Source organism: Pseudomonas sp. JZ134 (genome assembly GCF_051027695.1).
Taxonomy (GTDB): Bacteria; Pseudomonadota; Gammaproteobacteria; order Pseudomonadales; family Pseudomonadaceae; genus Chryseomonas; species Chryseomonas luteola.
Genome location: NZ_CP069250.1, coordinates 2,050,500 through 2,067,323 on the forward strand (window position 1 = coordinate 2,050,500; position 16,824 = coordinate 2,067,323).

The 16,824-nt window shown below is 57.5% G+C and carries 16 protein-coding genes; 3 read left to right on the top strand and 13 right to left on the bottom strand.

What is annotated here, in order from left to right; translation table 11 throughout:
• Window positions 1-27 precede the first annotated feature (27 nt).
• Window positions 28-816: an SDR family oxidoreductase gene (locus JQR86_RS09540; protein WP_434154786.1), complete on the top strand. Its 789-nt coding sequence runs from the start codon at window positions 28-30 to the stop codon at window positions 814-816.
• A gap of 30 nt (window positions 817-846) precedes the next feature.
• On the opposite strand, the gene JQR86_RS09545 is transcribed toward JQR86_RS09540, so the two are convergent.
• Genes JQR86_RS09545 through phhA form a run of 3 tightly spaced genes read right to left on the bottom strand, consistent with a single transcriptional unit; the run spans window position 847 to window position 3,205 of the window.
• Window positions 847-1,998 (bottom strand): amino acid aminotransferase, encoded by a 1,152-nt coding sequence (locus JQR86_RS09545; protein WP_434154866.1) that lies wholly within the window; start codon window positions 1,996-1,998, stop codon window positions 847-849.
• Between the two features lie 41 nt (window positions 1,999-2,039).
• Window positions 2,040-2,402, bottom strand: coding sequence for a 4a-hydroxytetrahydrobiopterin dehydratase (locus JQR86_RS09550; protein ID WP_312270817.1), 363 nt, complete (start codon window positions 2,400-2,402; stop codon window positions 2,040-2,042).
• A 17-nt stretch (window positions 2,403-2,419) separates the two neighbouring features.
• The gene (gene phhA / locus JQR86_RS09555; RefSeq protein WP_312270816.1) at window positions 2,420-3,205 is read right to left on the bottom strand and encodes a phenylalanine 4-monooxygenase; all 786 of its coding nucleotides are present in this window, start codon (window positions 3,203-3,205) and stop codon (window positions 2,420-2,422) included.
• A gap of 278 nt (window positions 3,206-3,483) precedes the next feature.
• On the opposite strand from phhA, the gene JQR86_RS09560 reads away from it, so the two are divergent.
• Complete coding sequence (locus JQR86_RS09560) at window positions 3,484-5,052, top strand: sigma-54-dependent transcriptional regulator (RefSeq protein ID WP_434154789.1); 1,569 nt, start codon at window positions 3,484-3,486, stop codon at window positions 5,050-5,052.
• Between the two features lie 159 nt (window positions 5,053-5,211).
• Here JQR86_RS09560 and JQR86_RS09565 read toward each other — a convergent pair whose 3' ends face one another.
• The 8 genes from JQR86_RS09565 to JQR86_RS09600 form a co-directional block, all read right to left on the bottom strand.
• Window positions 5,212-6,399, bottom strand: coding sequence for an ABC transporter substrate-binding protein (locus tag JQR86_RS09565; RefSeq protein WP_019365742.1), 1,188 nt, complete (start codon window positions 6,397-6,399; stop codon window positions 5,212-5,214).
• Window positions 6,396-7,385, bottom strand: coding sequence for a CobW family GTP-binding protein (locus JQR86_RS09570; protein WP_434154791.1), 990 nt, complete (start codon window positions 7,383-7,385; stop codon window positions 6,396-6,398). The genes JQR86_RS09565 and JQR86_RS09570 overlap by 4 nt, the downstream gene beginning before the upstream one ends.
• Window positions 7,382-7,681: a hypothetical protein gene (locus JQR86_RS09575; RefSeq protein WP_219652736.1), complete on the bottom strand. Its 300-nt coding sequence runs from the start codon at window positions 7,679-7,681 to the stop codon at window positions 7,382-7,384. Before JQR86_RS09575 ends, JQR86_RS09570 begins: the two co-directional genes overlap by 4 nt.
• 112 nt (window positions 7,682-7,793) lie before the next feature.
• Window positions 7,794-8,543, bottom strand: coding sequence for an SDR family NAD(P)-dependent oxidoreductase (locus JQR86_RS09580; protein ID WP_019365739.1), 750 nt, complete (start codon window positions 8,541-8,543; stop codon window positions 7,794-7,796).
• A gap of 45 nt (window positions 8,544-8,588) precedes the next feature.
• Complete coding sequence (locus JQR86_RS09585; protein WP_434154792.1) at window positions 8,589-9,359, bottom strand: SDR family NAD(P)-dependent oxidoreductase; 771 nt, start codon at window positions 9,357-9,359, stop codon at window positions 8,589-8,591.
• A gap of 15 nt (window positions 9,360-9,374) precedes the next feature.
• Window positions 9,375-10,730 (bottom strand): MFS transporter, encoded by a 1,356-nt coding sequence (locus tag JQR86_RS09590; protein ID WP_434154793.1) that lies wholly within the window; start codon window positions 10,728-10,730, stop codon window positions 9,375-9,377.
• 27 nt (window positions 10,731-10,757) lie between these two features.
• A complete protein-coding gene (locus JQR86_RS09595) occupies window positions 10,758-11,639 on the bottom strand; it encodes a polysaccharide deacetylase family protein (protein ID WP_019365736.1) in 882 nt (293 codons plus the stop codon).
• A gap of 72 nt (window positions 11,640-11,711) precedes the next feature.
• Entirely contained in the window at window positions 11,712-13,082 is a 1,371-nt protein-coding gene (locus tag JQR86_RS09600) for an amidase (RefSeq protein WP_434154796.1), read from the bottom strand.
• 287 nt (window positions 13,083-13,369) lie between these two features.
• Between JQR86_RS09600 and JQR86_RS09605 the strand changes: the two genes are divergently transcribed.
• Window positions 13,370-14,374 (top strand): GntR family transcriptional regulator, encoded by a 1,005-nt coding sequence (locus JQR86_RS09605; protein ID WP_434154797.1) that lies wholly within the window; start codon window positions 13,370-13,372, stop codon window positions 14,372-14,374.
• 193 nt (window positions 14,375-14,567) lie between these two features.
• On the opposite strand, the gene JQR86_RS09610 is transcribed toward JQR86_RS09605, so the two are convergent.
• Entirely contained in the window at window positions 14,568-14,711 is a 144-nt protein-coding gene (locus tag JQR86_RS09610; RefSeq protein ID WP_219652740.1) for a hypothetical protein, read from the bottom strand.
• 539 nt (window positions 14,712-15,250) lie between these two features.
• Window positions 15,251-16,810, bottom strand: a complete 1,560-nt coding sequence (locus JQR86_RS09615) for a UxaA family hydrolase (protein ID WP_434154798.1) — start codon at window positions 16,808-16,810, stop codon at window positions 15,251-15,253.
• Between the last annotated feature and the right edge of the window lie 14 nt (window positions 16,811-16,824).

The following is a 16,824-nucleotide window of genomic DNA, read 5'->3' on the forward strand; positions in this document are numbered from 1 at the left end:
TGCGTGTTCGCAACCGGAGGAAGAGCAATGGATTTAGGCATTTCGGGACGCTGGGCAGTGCTATGTGCTGCCAGCAAGGGGCTGGGTAAAGGCTGTGCCAGCGCGTTAGCTCAGGAAGGCGTCAACCTGGTAATCAATGCACGCGGCCTTGAAGCACTGGAGGAGACCGCCACATTTCTACGCTCGCTCAATCCTGCTATTGAGGTCCGCTGTGTCGCAGGCGATATCAGTGATGAAAACGTCAGACAGGCACTCCTGACTCAATGTCCACAGGTCGACATCCTTGTGAACAACGCAGGCGGACCTCCGCCGGGAGACTTTCGTGACTGGACGCGGGAGGACTGGCTGAGCGCTGTCGAGACCAATATGCTGACACCCATCGAGCTGATCAAGGCAACCGTTGATGGCATGGCGGAGCGAGGATTCGGTCGTGTCGTGAATATCACGTCCTCTGCCGTCAAGGCGCCTATCGATATTCTAGGCTTGTCCAATGGCGCACGCAGCGGCCTGACGGGGTTTGTCGCCGGGCTTGCGCGTCAGGCTCGTCTGGCGGAGCGCAACGTTACGATCAACAACCTTCTGCCAGGCTCTTTCGATACCGATCGGCTACAAAACACGCTGGAGCGTTCTGCACAGTCCACTGGCAAGCCGGTGGCAGATATCGTTCAGCAGCGATTACAGACGATCCCCGCCAGACGCTTCGGCACGGCAGATGAATTCGGTGCGGTGTGTGCTTTTCTATGCAGCCAACATGCGAGTTACATGACCGGCCAGAACGTGTTGCTCGATGGAGGGCATTACCAGGGCACATTCTGAAAGAAAAGCCGGCGACTGCCGGCTTTTCCGCTACCGAGAGACCTCGGCAATCGCACGTGCCAGCTCATCAAGCCGGCTCTCGTCCAGCCCGGCGACATTGGCCCTGCCGCTACTGACGAGATAAACGCTATAACGCGCCTTGAGCTGTGCGACCTGCTCAGCGGTGAGCCCCGTATAGGAGAACATACCGCGCTGCTCGGCAATATGAGCAAAGCGCTCGTTCAAGCCAAAAGGGATCAGTGCTTCGACCAGTCCCTTGCGCAAGCTCGTGATACGCGTGCGCATGGCATTGACTTCTTCTTCCCACATTGTGCGCAATGAAGCAGTACCCAGGATCTCGGCCACGACCGCCGCACCATGGGAAGGTGGCGTAGACCAGAGATTACGGGCAATCGAGGCGAGCTGGCTGCGTACGGCCAGAAGACGATCTGCATCTTCCGCCACCACGATCAGCCCTCCCGTACGCTCACGGTACAGACCAAAGTTCTTCGAGCAGGAGCTGGTAATCAAAAGCTCTGGCAACGCCTGGGCAAATAACCTGACAGCCCAGGCGTCTTCTTCCAGCCCGTCGCCAAACCCCTGATAGGCAAAGTCGAACAAGGGCAGCAGCTCGCGCTCCTTTACAATCCCCAATACCTGCTGCCAATCGGCCCGACTCAAATCGAAGCCAGTCGGATTATGACAACAGGCGTGCAACAGGATGACGTCACCTTTGGGAATCTGCCGCATGGCTTCGAGCATACCGGCTACATCAAGACGGTTATCTGCCCCCACATAGGGGTAATGCTGCACGGCGAGCCTGGCGGCCCTGAACAGCGTTTCATGAATCGGCCAGGTTGGCTGGCTCAACCAGACGCCCTTGCCTGGCAGACACTGCGCAATGAACTCCCCTGTTAGCCGCAGGGCTCCTGTACCACCGGCGGTCTGGGTACAGCCGGCCCGTTTGTCATCGATCACCGGGCTATGTGCACCTAGAACAAGGTGCAGCAGGTAGGTCCCGAAGCTTACATCACCATGGCCGCCAACATAGCTCTTGGTCTGCTCGCTGCCAATCAATGCCTGCTCCGCCAGTTTGACGGCTTTGGGAATGGGAGTAAGGCCTTGTCGATCCTTGTATACGCCTACGCCCAGATCAAGCTTGGCAGGGTTAGGATCGGCTCGAAACGCTTCAAGCAGCCCCATGATCGGGTCGCCGGCTACCCAGTCGACCGTCTTGAAATGGCTCACTTGCGCCCCTCCGCTGTGGCCGCCACCTCATCCGTGCGAGCCGCCATGATGAAATCGTTGCGATGAAGTCCTTTGATCGAATGGCTCCACCAGGTCACCGTCACCTTGCCCCATTCGGTCAAGAGGCCGGGATGATGCCCTTCTTCCTCAGCAATAGCGCCAACGGCATTGGTGAACGCCAGCGCATGGCGAAAATTCTTGAAGCGGAAGACCCTTTCGAGCTGCATGATTCCGTCACGCACTTCAATGTTCCAGTCCGGAATCTGCCGAATCAGCTCCGCCAGCTCTTCTTCGCTGACTTTGGGGGCATCGGCGCTACAGGCTTCGCAGTGACCTTGTTTCAGAGCGGTAGCAGTCATGTGTTCTCCTTGTAATATCAGGCTGCTTTGGGCGGAAAGCGGGGTTTGTGAAGTCCGAGCTGCATGGCCTCGCGAACCATGCCCATGATGTCTTCATGAGCGACCTGGAATAGCCGCTTGAGTTCAGGCAACACGAAATAGACGGGTTGCAAAATATCGATTCGATACGGGGTACGCATGGCCTCGATGGGATCGAACGGCAGGTGCTCCGGTTCGGCCGAAAGCGAATACACCGTCTCCTTGGGCGATGACAGGATACCGCCTCCATAGATCTTACGTCCCATTGGCGTATCCACCAGTCCAAACTCAATGGTCATCCAGTACAGGCGCGCCAGGAAGATGCGCTCTTCCTTGGAAGCAGCGAGCCCCAACTTGCCGTAGGTGTGGGTGAATTCGGCAAACCAGGGATTGGTCAGCAGCGGGCAATGTCCAAAGATTTCATGGAAGATATCGGGCTCCTGCAAGTAGTCCAGTTCTTCCCGGGTTCGAATGAACGTGGCGACTGGAAACTGCTTGCTGGCCAGCAAGGCGAAAAACGTCTCAAACGGTATCAACGCGGGTACTTGTGCCACGCGCCAGCCCGTGGTGCGTTCCAGTACGCGGTTGACTTCGGACAACTGAGGTATGCGGTCCATAGGCAGATCAAGCTGGGTAATACCGTCCAGGTATTCCTGGCAGGCCTTGCCTTCAATCACCTTCAACTGCCGGATGATCAGCGTATTCCATACACCGTGTTCGTCATCCGAGTAATGAATAAAACCAGACTCATCCGGTTTTCTCGCCACGTACTGCGTACCTTTCATGTAGCCTCCTTGACGGCGGATGCCGCTGGGTCTTGTTGTATGGCTCTAGCAATAGCGCGAAGGCGGTCTGTGTGTATAAGGGTAAAAGATCAAGGCGGCATAGGTTGCCTGGATGATTCGTAAGAAAATCTTTACAGCAAACTGTTAATGGTTCACTTCAGGCTGTGTGGTTTACTTGATAAAGCACCTATCTGGCACATATTCTTGACACTCAATTTGCGGCCCACTGAAAAATTCGGCTGCACCGCCCGCCATAATCACAACAATGGGCCCGCTCGATGCGAATCAAAGTTTTGTGTCAGAACCGCGTAGGCATTCTGCGCGACATGCTCAATCTGTTGGCTGACTACGGGATCAACGTGGCCCGCGGCGAAGTGGGAGGCGACCAAGGCAATACGGTCTATCTCTACTGCCCTAATCTGATCAATCTGCAATTTCAGGCGCTGCGCCCCAAGCTCGCGGCCATCCCCGGTGTGTTCGATATCTGGCGTATCAGCCTCATGCCCAGCGAGCGTCGCCACCTGGAACTCAATACGCTGCTCGGCGCGTTGGAGTTTCCCGTGCTGTCAATTGATATGGCTGGCCATATCGTTGCAGCCAACCGCGCAGCAGCGCAGCTATTGGGTGCCCGAGTGGACGAGGTGCCCGGGATGGCACTCTCTAAATATGTGGATGAGCTGGACCTGCCTGAGCTGGTTCGCGCCAACAAGTCCCGGCTCAATGGTTTGCGTATTCAGGTCAAGGATGATGTCTTTCTCGCCGATATTACCCCCCTGCAGACCGGGCATGACGACAGCGAGGCCCTGGCGGGCGCCGTACTGACGCTGCACCGTGCCGACCAGGTGGGCGAGCGTATCTATCAGGTACGCAAGCAGGAGCTGCGAGGGTTTGACAGCATCTTCCAGAGCTCCAGGTCCATGGCTGCTGTCGTCCGGGAGGCGCGACGCATGGCTCCTCTTGATGCGCCGCTGCTGATTACCGGCGAAACCGGTACCGGCAAAGAGCTGCTGGCGCGGGCCTGTCACCTGGCAAGCCCTCGCGGTCAAGCCCCCTTCATGGTGCTCAACTGTGCAGGGCTGCCCGAGTCGATGGCTGAGACGGAACTGTTTGGATACAGCGCTGGTGCATTCGAAGGGGCTCGGCCAGAGGGCAAGCTTGGACTGCTTGAGCTTACCGCCGGCGGCACGCTCTTTCTGGATGAAGTGGGTGAGATGAGCCTGCGCCTTCAAGCCAAACTGGTTCGGTTTCTGCAAGATGGGATTTTTCGCCGGGTGGGTAGCGACGAGGAGGTCTACCTGGACGTCCGTGTCATCTGCGCCACCCAGCAGGATCTGTCCGATTTGTGCGTACAAGGCGAATTTCGCCAGGACCTGTACCATCGCCTCAATGTGCTTTCGCTGCACATCCCCCCCTTACGGGAGTGCCTAGATGGACTGGAGCCGCTAGTCGAGCACTTTCTGGATCAAGCCAGCCGCCAGATCGGCTGCCCGTTCAAGCCTTTGGCCCCTGCCGCCTTCGAGCGACTACGCCATTACCCCTGGCCTGGCAATGTGCGTCAATTAGAAAATGCACTCTTTCAAGCGGTTTCCTTGGCCGAAGGCAGGGTGGTTAAACCTGAGCACATACGCCTGCCGGATTACGGTACCCCACAACCGCTGGGACACTTCACGCTGGACGGTAATCTTGACCAGATCGTTGGTCGATTCGAAAAGGCAGTGCTGGAACAGCTGATCACCCAATACCCCAGCAGTCGTTTACTGGGTAAGCGACTTGGCGTTTCCCATACCACCATTGCCAACAAGCTCCGTTTATACGGTATCGGGCAGCATACCGAGCCGTTAGGTTAAACATCCAAAATCAATAAGGCCATTGCGGGCAAATTAGCCACAGGGCCGGACTTTCGTGAGGCGTGGGAGATTCAGAAAGTCATCGATACTGCGGTTCTGTCCTCCCAAGAGCGTGCCTGGTTGCCGATCAGTTAACGACGCGTGAATTAGGCAGCCTTATCAGGCTGCCTTGCGAGCGCGCAGAAAGTCATTCCAGCGACGCACCAGGTAATTGTGCTCATCCATCACGGAATTCCAGACGCTGATATGCCCCATGCGCTGCGCATAAGACCCACCTTCACGGCGCTCGCCGCTGTCGATCAGGGGAAGCCCATCACTACCCGGCAACTCTTCGCGCGCGGGCTTGCCGTCATACCAGTAATCCCATTCGGCTGCGCTCAGGTAATCACGGGCGCGGGGCGGATTGGAGATATAGAAACCTTGCCGTGCCATGACGGCGCCAGGCCAGCCGGACAGCCACCAGTTCAAATAGGCATAGGCGGCGTCCTTGACGCGTCCTTCAGCCCGACGTGACAACGACAGTCCACCGAACCAGGCTCGATATCCTTCCTTCGGAACCGCGAGGCGGTACTGGATACCGGCCCGATGGAGCTGCATCAGGGTGGGTGACCATAGGCTCTGGATGGAAACAGCAGGGTCGAGCATCAGCCGGCCGGCTTCCTGATCGTCCGACCAGAACGCGGCGAAATGGCCATGATGCTGTTTTTTTATCAGAAGGTCTGCCAGCTGGTCGATTTCATCTAGCCGGAGATTGCCCAGATTCTCGAATCGTGCAAGACCAGCTGCCTGTAACGCCAGCGCTGCGTCGAGCGCGCCAATGGCGGCATCGCTCTGTAAGGCAATATGGCCGCACCAACCCTCATTGATCAGCCAGGACCAGCTCTCTTCGGTTGCAGCGAGCGTGTCGGGCAGCCGCTCCGGGCGGTAGGCAAAGCTGTCAGCATTATGGGTCAGTGGCAGCATACTGATCCGCTCGGTAGGCTGACTTCCCAGGTTGCCATCATGCTGAACGAACAGCCGCTCGCTAGGCAGGCTGCCAGCACCCAATTTATCACTGGTGTGGAGCCTTCCCCGCTTGGGCAAATCGTTGATTTCATCCCATAACGCAATCCGGCGAATGTCGATCGGCTGGATGGCCCCGGCAGGCCACACGAAATCCACGTTGTGAAACCATTGATCATAAAGGTCGTAGCGTTCCGGCTGCATGACTGCAATACGCTGCGCCTGCTGGACATTGTGGATCTCGTAGACCAGACGGATACCGAGTTCCTCTTCGGCACGCTGACGGATGGATTCGAGCAGCGTTACCGAGGTGCCCAGGACACGAAGCGTGACAGGCTCGCTCATGCCGCAGCCCCCAAACGCCCCAGAAAGGCATCAAAGGAGCGCTTGAGAAGGCCGGTATCCAACCCTCTTACGATAAAGACCAGGCGCGAGCAACGCGCCCCTCCGGGCCAGGCCGGTAGATGTACAGGCGCATGCAGGCAGTGCTGTACGCCATGAATGACGATGGGCTCAGGGGAGTCGATCACGTCCAGAATACCTTTGACCCTGAGGATACGTTCACCATGGCATCTTAGCAGCATCGACAGCCAGACGCCGAAGGCAACCCAGTCCAGCGGTGTAGCAAATTCCAGACAGCAGACCTCCGCGTCACCGTGCCGGGCATTCGGTACCGGTGCAAAGAGCTGCCAGCGCTGCACCTCTGCCATAGCGTCATGCCCCTGCACCCCCTCGCCCAAGAGCAGTTCATCCCCACTGCGAACCTCAGCGGTAATAGCCAAGGTGGCGGATGGATTCAGTGCCTGGAGCTGCGCACGACAAGCCTCTACAGCAGGCGGCTCGATTAGGTCGATCTTGCTGATCAGCAGACGGTCCGCCGCAGTAACCTGCCCCAACCATTCGGGATGCAGACGCTGCTGCAGCTTGGCATGCTGCGCATCCACCACGGTAATGAGCAACCCTAGATGATAGCGGCCACGTAACTGCGGATCCTGGGTCAGGGTAGCCAGAATCGGTGCCGGATCGGCCAGCCCGGTGGTTTCCAGTAGTACACGTTTGAAGGGCGGTACCGCGCCCCGGCTACGCTTGTCATGCAGATCGATCAAGGCCTGCTTGAGGTCTTCCCTGACGGAGCAGCAAACACAGCCACTGGGAAGCAGCACCGTATCCGGTGCCACTTCCTCAACCAACAAATGGTCGATACCCACTTCGCCAAACTCGTTGATCAGCAGCGCCGTATCCCCCAGTTGTTCATCAGCGAGCAGGCGCTTGAGCAGCGTAGTCTTGCCGCTCCCTAGAAATCCGGTAATCACGTTGACCGGCACGCTCATGGATGCATCTCCAGATGTTCGAGCAGGCGCACATCAAGTGGGTCCAGTGGCCTGCCCAGAATCAACTCTGCCGAGCGCCACAACTGGTCCAGTCCGTGGGCAATTTCCTGCCGGCCGGTCGCCCCCTGTACCACATACGCCGAGCCCTGAAAATCCGTCACACTCAGACGAAACGGTGTAATCACATGGTTGATTGCCTTGATGCGCCGCAGCCGTTCACGACGCCGTGGCAACTCATCACCCAAGGGATCGCTCCAGTGCCTCTCTTCGCCCAACAGGCCACACAACCCACACATGTCAGCTCCTCATGATCGTGTACCCAGCCACTTGGGTAGGTGGTTGCTCAACCTGCCCTGCGAGGAAACGGCATGGCAACGGTGGTTGAGCATAACAACATCCATCGCTTCGTTACGGCATGACATCCCCTGAGTTCGGTCCCAGCGTCTGTCCGACAAACAGGTTGCCACCCGGCTCGGAGGCCAGGAGCACGGCCACTGGTGCCACCTCTTCAGCCCTGCCGAATCGCCCCAGTGGCAGCTCCTTGGCTTTGGCAACCTTCCAGTCCTGACTGATGCCATCGACGAGCGGCGTCTCGATCGGCCCCGGCGCAATGGCATTCACCAGTACGTTGTCCTTGGAAACTTCCAGCGCTAGGGATTTAGTAAAGCCGATCACTCCGGCCTTAGCGGCCGCATAATGGGTCAACTCCGCTCCGCCCTTGATACCCAGCTGCGAGGCCACATTAATGATGCGCCCCCACCGCTGCGCCAGCATGTGCGGCAATGCACGCTGGCTGGCAATGAATACGCTGGTGAGATCTATTCTGAGCATGTCATCCCACATGGTCTGGGTCAGCTCAACGCAGGGCGCCTGCGTCAGCATCCCTGCATTGTTGACGAGAATATCGATCCCTCCAAAAGCTTGCAGGCAGACATCTATACCTGCCTGAGCACCCTCTCGCGTCCCGACATCCGCCACACACTCGATCACGTCAGCACCTTGAGCACGGCACTGCTGCGCCGTCACAGCCAACCGTTCGGCATCACGATCACACACCACCAGACGAGCCCCTTCCCGGGCATACGCCTGGGCGATAGCAGCGCCAATACCGCTGGCAGCCCCGGTGATAACAGCGCGACGCGCCTGCAACTGTTTCATGACATTCTCCTTTTGGTTCGCGGTGCAGGCACCGTCGGCATTAACTCATTCAGGCCAGCGTACCGTCAGGCCACCATCGACGATAATGCTCTGCCCGGTGATATAGCTCGCCTCGGTACTGGTCAAGAAACGTACCAGCCTGGCGACCTCGTCGGCACGCCCCACACGCCCGAGCGGAATGGCACGTGCGGCCTTTGCCAGTCCCTCCAGACCAAGGGAGTTCTTGGCATCCAGCGACTGAGGTGTCTCGATCAAGCCCGGGATTACCGCATTACAGCGGATGCCACGCGGTGCCAGTTCAACTGCCAGGGAACGACACAGCCCGGGTACACCCGCCTTGGCCGAGGCGTAATGAGCATGGTTCTGCCAACCATAGACACCCCCTGCAATCGACGAGATGGCAACCATTGCGCCCCCCTCGCCCATATGGCAAGCCGCCGCGCGGAACGTCCGCATGACGCCTGTCAGGTCCACGTTGAGCATTTCGTCCCAACGCTCGTCGGTCATCTCCAGCAATGGCGAAGCGCGTAACAGACCGGCGTTGGCGATCGCATAATCCAACCGGCCGAAGCGTCCCATGGCGGCCTCCGCCAGCGCATCGACCGACGCGCTCTCGGTTACGTCCAACGGCTGCATCAGGCATTCACCGCCAGCCTCTTCCACCAGGCGAAGTGTCACCTCGTGATCATGTGGATCACCCGGGAAATAGCCTCCTGCCACGCGTATGCCCTGCTGGGCATACGCGACAGCCAGGGCCTGACCAATACCGCTGGCGGCACCGGTAACCAGGGCAACGGGGTGAGAACTCATAGTCATGTCACACTCCACTTTTTATTTGAGACTGGAGGGTTCGACGTGGCGCGCGGCCCACATCACAACGCCGGAGAGAAAGCATGGCAAGGCACCAAACCAAAGCGCGGCGCTGTGCCATTGACCACCGGCGCCCAGAACGCTGGTGATGCCCAACCCTGCCAGAATGGCGCCGACCGGACCCATAGCATGCACAATGGCACCGCCGGTAGCCCGGATACTGGTAGGAAAGCTTTCACCCATGAAGAACAACATGGCCGAATAAGGCCCTGTCAGAAAAAACAGACCGAGGCTGTACAGCGCCACGACAGGCATCAACTCACTGGGTGCCTGTAGCATAGCCGCAAAGGCCAGTCCGCCGCACATCCAGCCCAGCGCCACGGTGTTGCGCCGACCAATACGGTCACCCAGCCAGCCATGGAACAGGTAGCCGATAAAACCGACCAGGTTGGACAGCACTAGAATCCACAGCGAATTTTCGAACGACAGATGATGAACGCTGACAATCACCGACGTCCCGAGCACACTGAAGACCTGAATGGCCGACCAGTTGAGCAGGATCGCCACGCTTAGCACGACGGTCGGGCGCAGCGCCGCACCACGAAATGCAGCCGCAACCCCTGCCTTGGCATGCTCGTCGTAATCGACGTCATACTCGTACGCCAGGCTGCGGGCCTCGCTTTCCTGACCCGCCTTGCGCAACTGAGCAATACGCAGATGTACTTGGAACTGTGGGCTCTCTTTGAGCTTGCGGGCCAATACTGCAATCACAAAGGCCGGTACGGCGGCAAATACGAAACAGCCTTGCCAGCCTATGGCTGGCAGCAACAAAGCAGTTAGTCCCGCCGCAATCAGGGCACCGACCGGCCAGCCGCTCTGCACTAGGCTGTACACAAAACCGCGACGCTTGATCAGCTTAGGATCATCAGACGCCGCATAGATTTCGGTCAAGTAGGTCGCGTTGACTCCTTCCTCTGCATACCCCAGACCTGCCACGGAACGTACACCGATTAAGGCCCCCTTACCCATGCCGGCACAGACCGCCGTCAACAGCGAGCACAGCGCCGCTCCTCCAATGGTAAACATGATGCCGCCACGCCGCCCGATGCGATCCACGATAGGGCCAATCGCAAAGGCTGCTACTGCACCTCCAACGGCTACCCACGTTGAGATTTCGGCCTGCTCGGCCTCGCTCCATGAATAGTGGCCGCCCATGACCGGCAACAAGGTACCGAACAGGATGAAATCATAGACCGCAAACACCCAGGCAAAGAACGCAATCCAGGTCGCGTACTTCACATCACCTGAGGACAGCGTTTGAGGTTTCCAGCCGGACGCCAGGTCCGTTTGAAGCGGTGTAGCAGCATGCGTAGTCATATCGGTTTCCTCAAGGGAAAGGAACGATCAGCGCTGGCGCGGCTGACGCTGCAGGAAGTCGTCGGCAATCTCGTCCATGGTGACGAAACGCACCCCTTCATGGCCCTGCATATGCTCGATAAAGCGCTCCAGCATCAACAGAACCTGTGGACGGCCTGAAACATCAGGGTGAATGGTGATCGGGAAGACGGCATAGTCATGTTCGCGGTAAACCCAGTCGAACTGGTCACGCCACATCTCTTCTAAATGGCGAGGATTGACGAAGCCATGGCTGTTAGGGGACTTCTTGATAAACATCATGGGCGGCAGGTCGTCCAGGTACCAGTTGGCCGGAATCTCCACTAGATCGGTTTCCTGCCCACGAACCAGCGGCTTCATCCACGCTTCAGGCTGCTGGCTGTAATCAATCTTGGTCCAGCTGTCGCCTACCCGTACGTAATAAGGATGAAAGTCGTTGTGCATCAGGCTGTGGTCATACTTGATACCTTTCTTGAGTAGAAGCTCATTGGTGACACGGCTGAACTCCCACCAGGGCGCGACGTAGCCTGTCGGGCGTTTGCCCGCCAACTGTGTGATCAGCTCGATGGATTTGTCGAGCACGGCCTCTTCCTGTTCAGGAGTCATCGCGATGGGATTTTCATGGCTGTAACCATGAATACCAATTTCATGGCCGGCTTCAGCAACGGCCTTCATCTGCTCGGGGAAGGTTTCAACCGAGTGACCCGGAATGAACCAGGTAGTACGCAGACCATACTTCTTGAACAGGTTGAGCAAACGGGGAGCACCAACTTCACCGGCGAACAGGCCACGGGAGATGTCATCCGGCGAGTCTTCACCACCGTAGGAGCCCAGCCAACCGGCTACGGCGTCCACATCCACACCGATCGAAACGAAAATTTCCTTTGCCATGCCTAACCTCATTGCCCGGTGTTATGAGGCGCTGGAGAGAGCCGGGCCCCTGCTCCAGCGCGTCAAAAAGCGTTAGCGCTGGAGCAGGACCGCTTCTACGCCCAGGGCGACCCGAAGCAGGTAGGTATCCTCCCCGCTGGGCACGGATAACAACAGGCCCGTCGGCAAGCCATCACCGTCGCATCCGCTACGCAGCGAAACTCCAGGCATGTCCAGCAGACTGCCGGGCATGGTCAGGCGAAGCGTGGCAAGATTGGTGGCGATGAACAGCGCATCGTCGCGCTCCAGCGGCTCGAGTAACGGAGCGACATGGGCGACGGTCGGTGTCACCAGGACGGCCCCGTCGAGCTCCTGGGTCATTTCGCGCTGTAACCGTTCCCGTGCCTGATAAAGCTGTATCTGCCGACTAGCCGGAAAGTGACGCGCCGCCTCAAGGCGGGTACGAACCCGCGGGTCCAGCTGGTCTGCTTCAGGGCTGCCCAATAGCGCCTCGTGCAAAGTGAACGCTTCGGCAGAACCAAGCCAGCCCTCGGTTTCAATCACCTTCAAGGTCTGTTGGAGGGCCTGAACTGGACGGTAGTCAACCAAGGCGCCTGCGTTGCAAAGCTGTTTAAGGGCCTGTTCGAGATTTTCTCGTACAGCAGGCTCTACACGGGAATCGGTCAACACATCAGGATCAACCCGCAAGCGCAGCCCCCTTACAGGGAGCGCCTCTGGGGCGTTGGACGTCGCTCCCTTGATCAGCGCATCAAGCATAAGTACATCACGAACGCTTCGGGTTATCGGTCCCAGGGCATCCAGGGTTCGAGCCAACGGGAACACACCATCCATGGGGTACCGGGCCGTTGTACTGCGATAACCCACCACGCCATTCAACGCCGCCGGAATACGAATCGAGCCGGCAGTATCAGTGCCCATGGCAATTGGAACGATGCCCGCACCTACTGCGACCCCGGAACCAGAGGAAGAGCCGCCCGGAATACGTCTTTCCTGAGCTGAGGCTGCACTAGCCGGTGTGCCGAAATGCGGATTGAGACCAAGACCTGAATAAGCTAACTCGCTGAGGTTGGTCTTGCCCACGCTTACCAGCCCTGCGCGAGCTAACTGCCGGACCAGATACGCATCGGTGGTTGCTACGGGCGAGCCTCTTCGAACGGCAGCGCCCGCTGTTGTCACGCTGCCCGACACGTCAAACAGGTCCTTCCAGGCGATTGGCACCCCATCCAATACAGATAACGGTTGGCCGGCCTTCCAGCGTGCCCATGACGCCTCTGCCTCACGACGTGCCCGCTCAGGATCCAAGAAAATAAAAACGTGCTCTGCCTGCCTAGCGCTCTCCAGCGTTTTCTCTAATACGGCAACCGGATCGGTAGCACCCATACGATAGGCCGCCGTCAGCGTGAGGCCATCGTTTGCTAAAAGGCCTGACCGAGTGACTGACACAATCCACCTCTAAAATGTACATATTTTAATTAGTACATTTATTGTAAGCACTGATTGTGCCAGAACCTTTTTGTAACTCTACGAACGCCTGAACCATGCGTCGCAGAGCTATTAGATTGAGATTATTTAACGACGCACAAAAAATGTATTTATTAAAAAAGATCCATTTTTGTGCATTTAAGTAACACACTGTCTCAAAAGGCCCCAACGTAGTGCATGGCAAGTCGAGCAGAAACACCTAAAACGACTGTGAGAGAATTCCACGATCATCGGATGGAAACCTGCGAATGACTGCTGAAGACTCCGCAAGCTATGAAGATGGGCGGGCCGCCGTTCCCCGTTACGGCATGATCCGGAATGCCCTTCGGGACGCGATACTTGGAGGCCGTGCCGAAGCTGGCCTCGTCCTGGTTGAAGCACCACTAGCCCAACTATTTGGTACGAGTCGGGTGCCGGTTCGTCAGGCCTTAACCATGCTCTATGAGGAAGGGTTACTCTCCCGTTTCGAAGGCCGCGGTTATCTGATCAACCCAAACAATCTTGAACTTGAACCCAAGCGCCTTGCCCTCAGCCGTCAGCTCCTGGGCCTTGAGCCTATCGATACCCGGCCACTCGGAGAGCGGGTATTCGATGACATTTCCGCCTGCGTATCCAAGGCCATGGTATTTGGTCATTACCGGCTCGATGAGCAGGACGCTGCGGATCATCTAGGGGTCAGCCGCAGCGTTGTTCGGGAAGCCCTGATGCGCCTGCGGGATCGTGGCCTGCTAGAAAAGGAGCCCTACTCACAGTGGCTGGCCGGTCCGCTGACAGCACAGGCCATTACCGAGGATTACGAGCTGCGGGCTCTACTGGAACCCGAAGCCTTGCGACAGAACGCTCCAACCCTTACCCGAGCGGCACTTATCGCAATGTTGGAACGTATTCTCAAGGCGCAAGCTCTTCAGGGGGGGCCTTCGCGTCAGGTAATTGAGATCATCGAGCACGATCTACACGGTCAATGCCTGAGTGGAATCCGCAACCGCAAAATGGCCACACTTATTCGGCACAGCCAGAGCCCAATGAACATAGGCCGGATTTTCCATGAAGCTGTCCAGACCGGTGGTAACGAAGCTATGCTGATCGAGCATCGACTGATCATCGAATCCCTGCTACATGGTGCTGTGGACTCAGCGGCCTTGAACCTGCGGGATCACTTGATTCGAGCGCGAGACAGAACGCTTCAACGTCTCAAGGTACTTTCCGTACTTCCAGACCCTGAGTTGCCAGGGTATTTGACTAGACTTAGTTAGCGTTTAATTTCAATGAGTTAACTTGCCAAGTTGACTCTATATCTAACTTTAAGTAAAAGGCTCTTCGGTGCTGGACAGCTAAAAAGGTCAGCTCAATACTGATCATTTGAAAAAAGTTAATTGCTATAAATCAAGTAATTAATTACTTAATTTAATGTTATTTATTAATATTAAATTAACGTTAAAGCGTGCCTCATATTTTCATCTGAAAAAGCCTCTTAAGGTCAGACAGGATGCTTTGTACGGGGTCAATGCTGAACTGGCTACCGATCCCCAACACACACTTCCAGATCGTGGTCCCGGTATTGGCGTCGAGCACTACCATGTCACCGGACATCGAACCGGCATAAACCAGACCCGGCGACGAAGCTACCGCCCTAACCCGACAGCCTATTTTGACGTCACCGGATTGGTACCGGTGGCAGGCACTTGGCAGAGAATCCGGCCAGTTATTGCATCCCGCGCGGAACACGTACCACCCTTCCAGCTTTTCTGGAAATCAGGCGCCAACGTTTGATTCCGGTTTGAGGAATTGTTGATCGACACATAGATTTGCGAATTGAGCGGATCTACCGGTGAGCTCCACTCGATTCCGCCGATCGTGTCTCCAGGCCTACCTGTGTTAACCAGAGGGTTTGCCGGTCCTGCATCCAGTACCAGCCTCGGGTTGGCATAATTATCCGGTACCAGGCAGGCCGTTTGAGCGTTATTAGTCGATGCGCCCTAGGCACAACAGCACGCTGCGCTCGCCGAATGCCATAGACCCTGCGGTTGAAGGGGTCAACCGTCAGCATGCCTCACACGGCAGCGTCGGCAGGCTGTTGGTTGACCCGCCGGTGCCGATACAGGAAGGATCACACCGTGCGGCCGAACAGATTATGTGATGGCGCCAATATGCCAGGGAACGAATTCATTCTGTCCATAACCGTGCTGCTCGCTCTTGCTGCGCTCGCCCGAGGCAATCCTGAGCATTTTGTCGAAAATCTCGGCTCCGGATGCTTCGATGGTCAGCGTACCGGTCGCGATTTCGCCACAGTTGATGTCCATGTCCTCTTCCTGACGCTGCCAGAGGGCATTATTGGTCGAGAGCTTGATCGAGGGCGCCGGTGCGCATCCATAGGCTGAGCCCCGTCCGGTGGTAAAGGCAATGAGATTTGCGCCACCCGCCACCTGCCCGGTAGCGGAAACCGGGTCATAGCCCGGCGTGTCCATAAACACCAGCCCCTGAGCCCTTACCGGCTCGGCATATTCATAGACAGCCATCAGGTTACTTGATCCGGCTTTCGCTACCGCGCCAAGCGATTTTTCCAGAATGGTCGTAAGGCCACCCGCCTTGTTGCCTGCAGACGGGTTGTTGTTCATCTCCGCTCCCGTGCGTCGGCAATACTCTTCCCACCAATGGATGCGCTCGATGAGCTTTTCGCCTACCTCACGACTGGTAGCCCGACGGGTCAGCAGATGCTCGGCACCATATATTTCCGGTGTTTCGGACAGGATAGCCGTACCACCGCAGGCTACCAATCGGTCCACCGCATTACCCAGGGCCGGATTGGCGGTAATACCGGAGTAGCCATCCGAGCCGCCGCATTGCAGGCCTACTATCAAATGACGGGCACTCACAGGCTGGCGCTCGATGCGATTGGCTTCGTTCAAGAGGTCTTTCACATACGCAATGCCTTTGGCTACGGTCTTGGCCGTACCTCCCGTATCCTGAATGGTGAACGTACGCAGTGTTGCGGTCGCTTCCAGCCCCTGAGCCGCCATCATGCCTTCGATCTGGTTGGTTTCGCAGCCAAGTCCGATCACCATGACCGCCGCGAAATTGGGATGGACGGCATATCCGCCCAGAGTGCGGCGCAAGATGGCCAGAGGTTCGCCTGCTGAATCTACAGCGCAGCCGGAGCTATGCGTCAGCGCGACGACGCCATCCACATTGGGATAAGGCGCCAGGGCGGCCGGATTGATATCCCGCCGAAAATAGTCAGCCACTGCCCGAGCTACAGTCGCCGAGCAATTTACCGAGGTCAGGATACCGATATAGTTGCGCGTCGCTATACGACCATCCGGGCGGACGATACCTTGAAACATCGGCCCCTCGGTGGGAAAGGCCTGCACGTGGGCATCCTCTCCAAAAGCATAATCCCGGGCAAACTCACCCATCGCCAGGTTATGAACATGGATGTGCTCGCCGGGCATGATGAGGGTCGTGGCAAAGCCGATGATCTGACCATAGCGGCGCACCGGTTGCCCGCTATCAATCCGGCGCACCGAGAACTTGTGGCCTGCGGGAATGGGCTGACTGAGGGTTACGCGCTCCTCCGCGATGGCAAGCCCTGCCGGCAGCGGCTGTAGCGCCACGAGGACGTCGTCCTGCGGGTGGAGGCGAATCACGGCTTTGGCGGTATCGATCCCGCCTGTTTTTGTTATCAGTTCCATGGCGTTCTCACGGT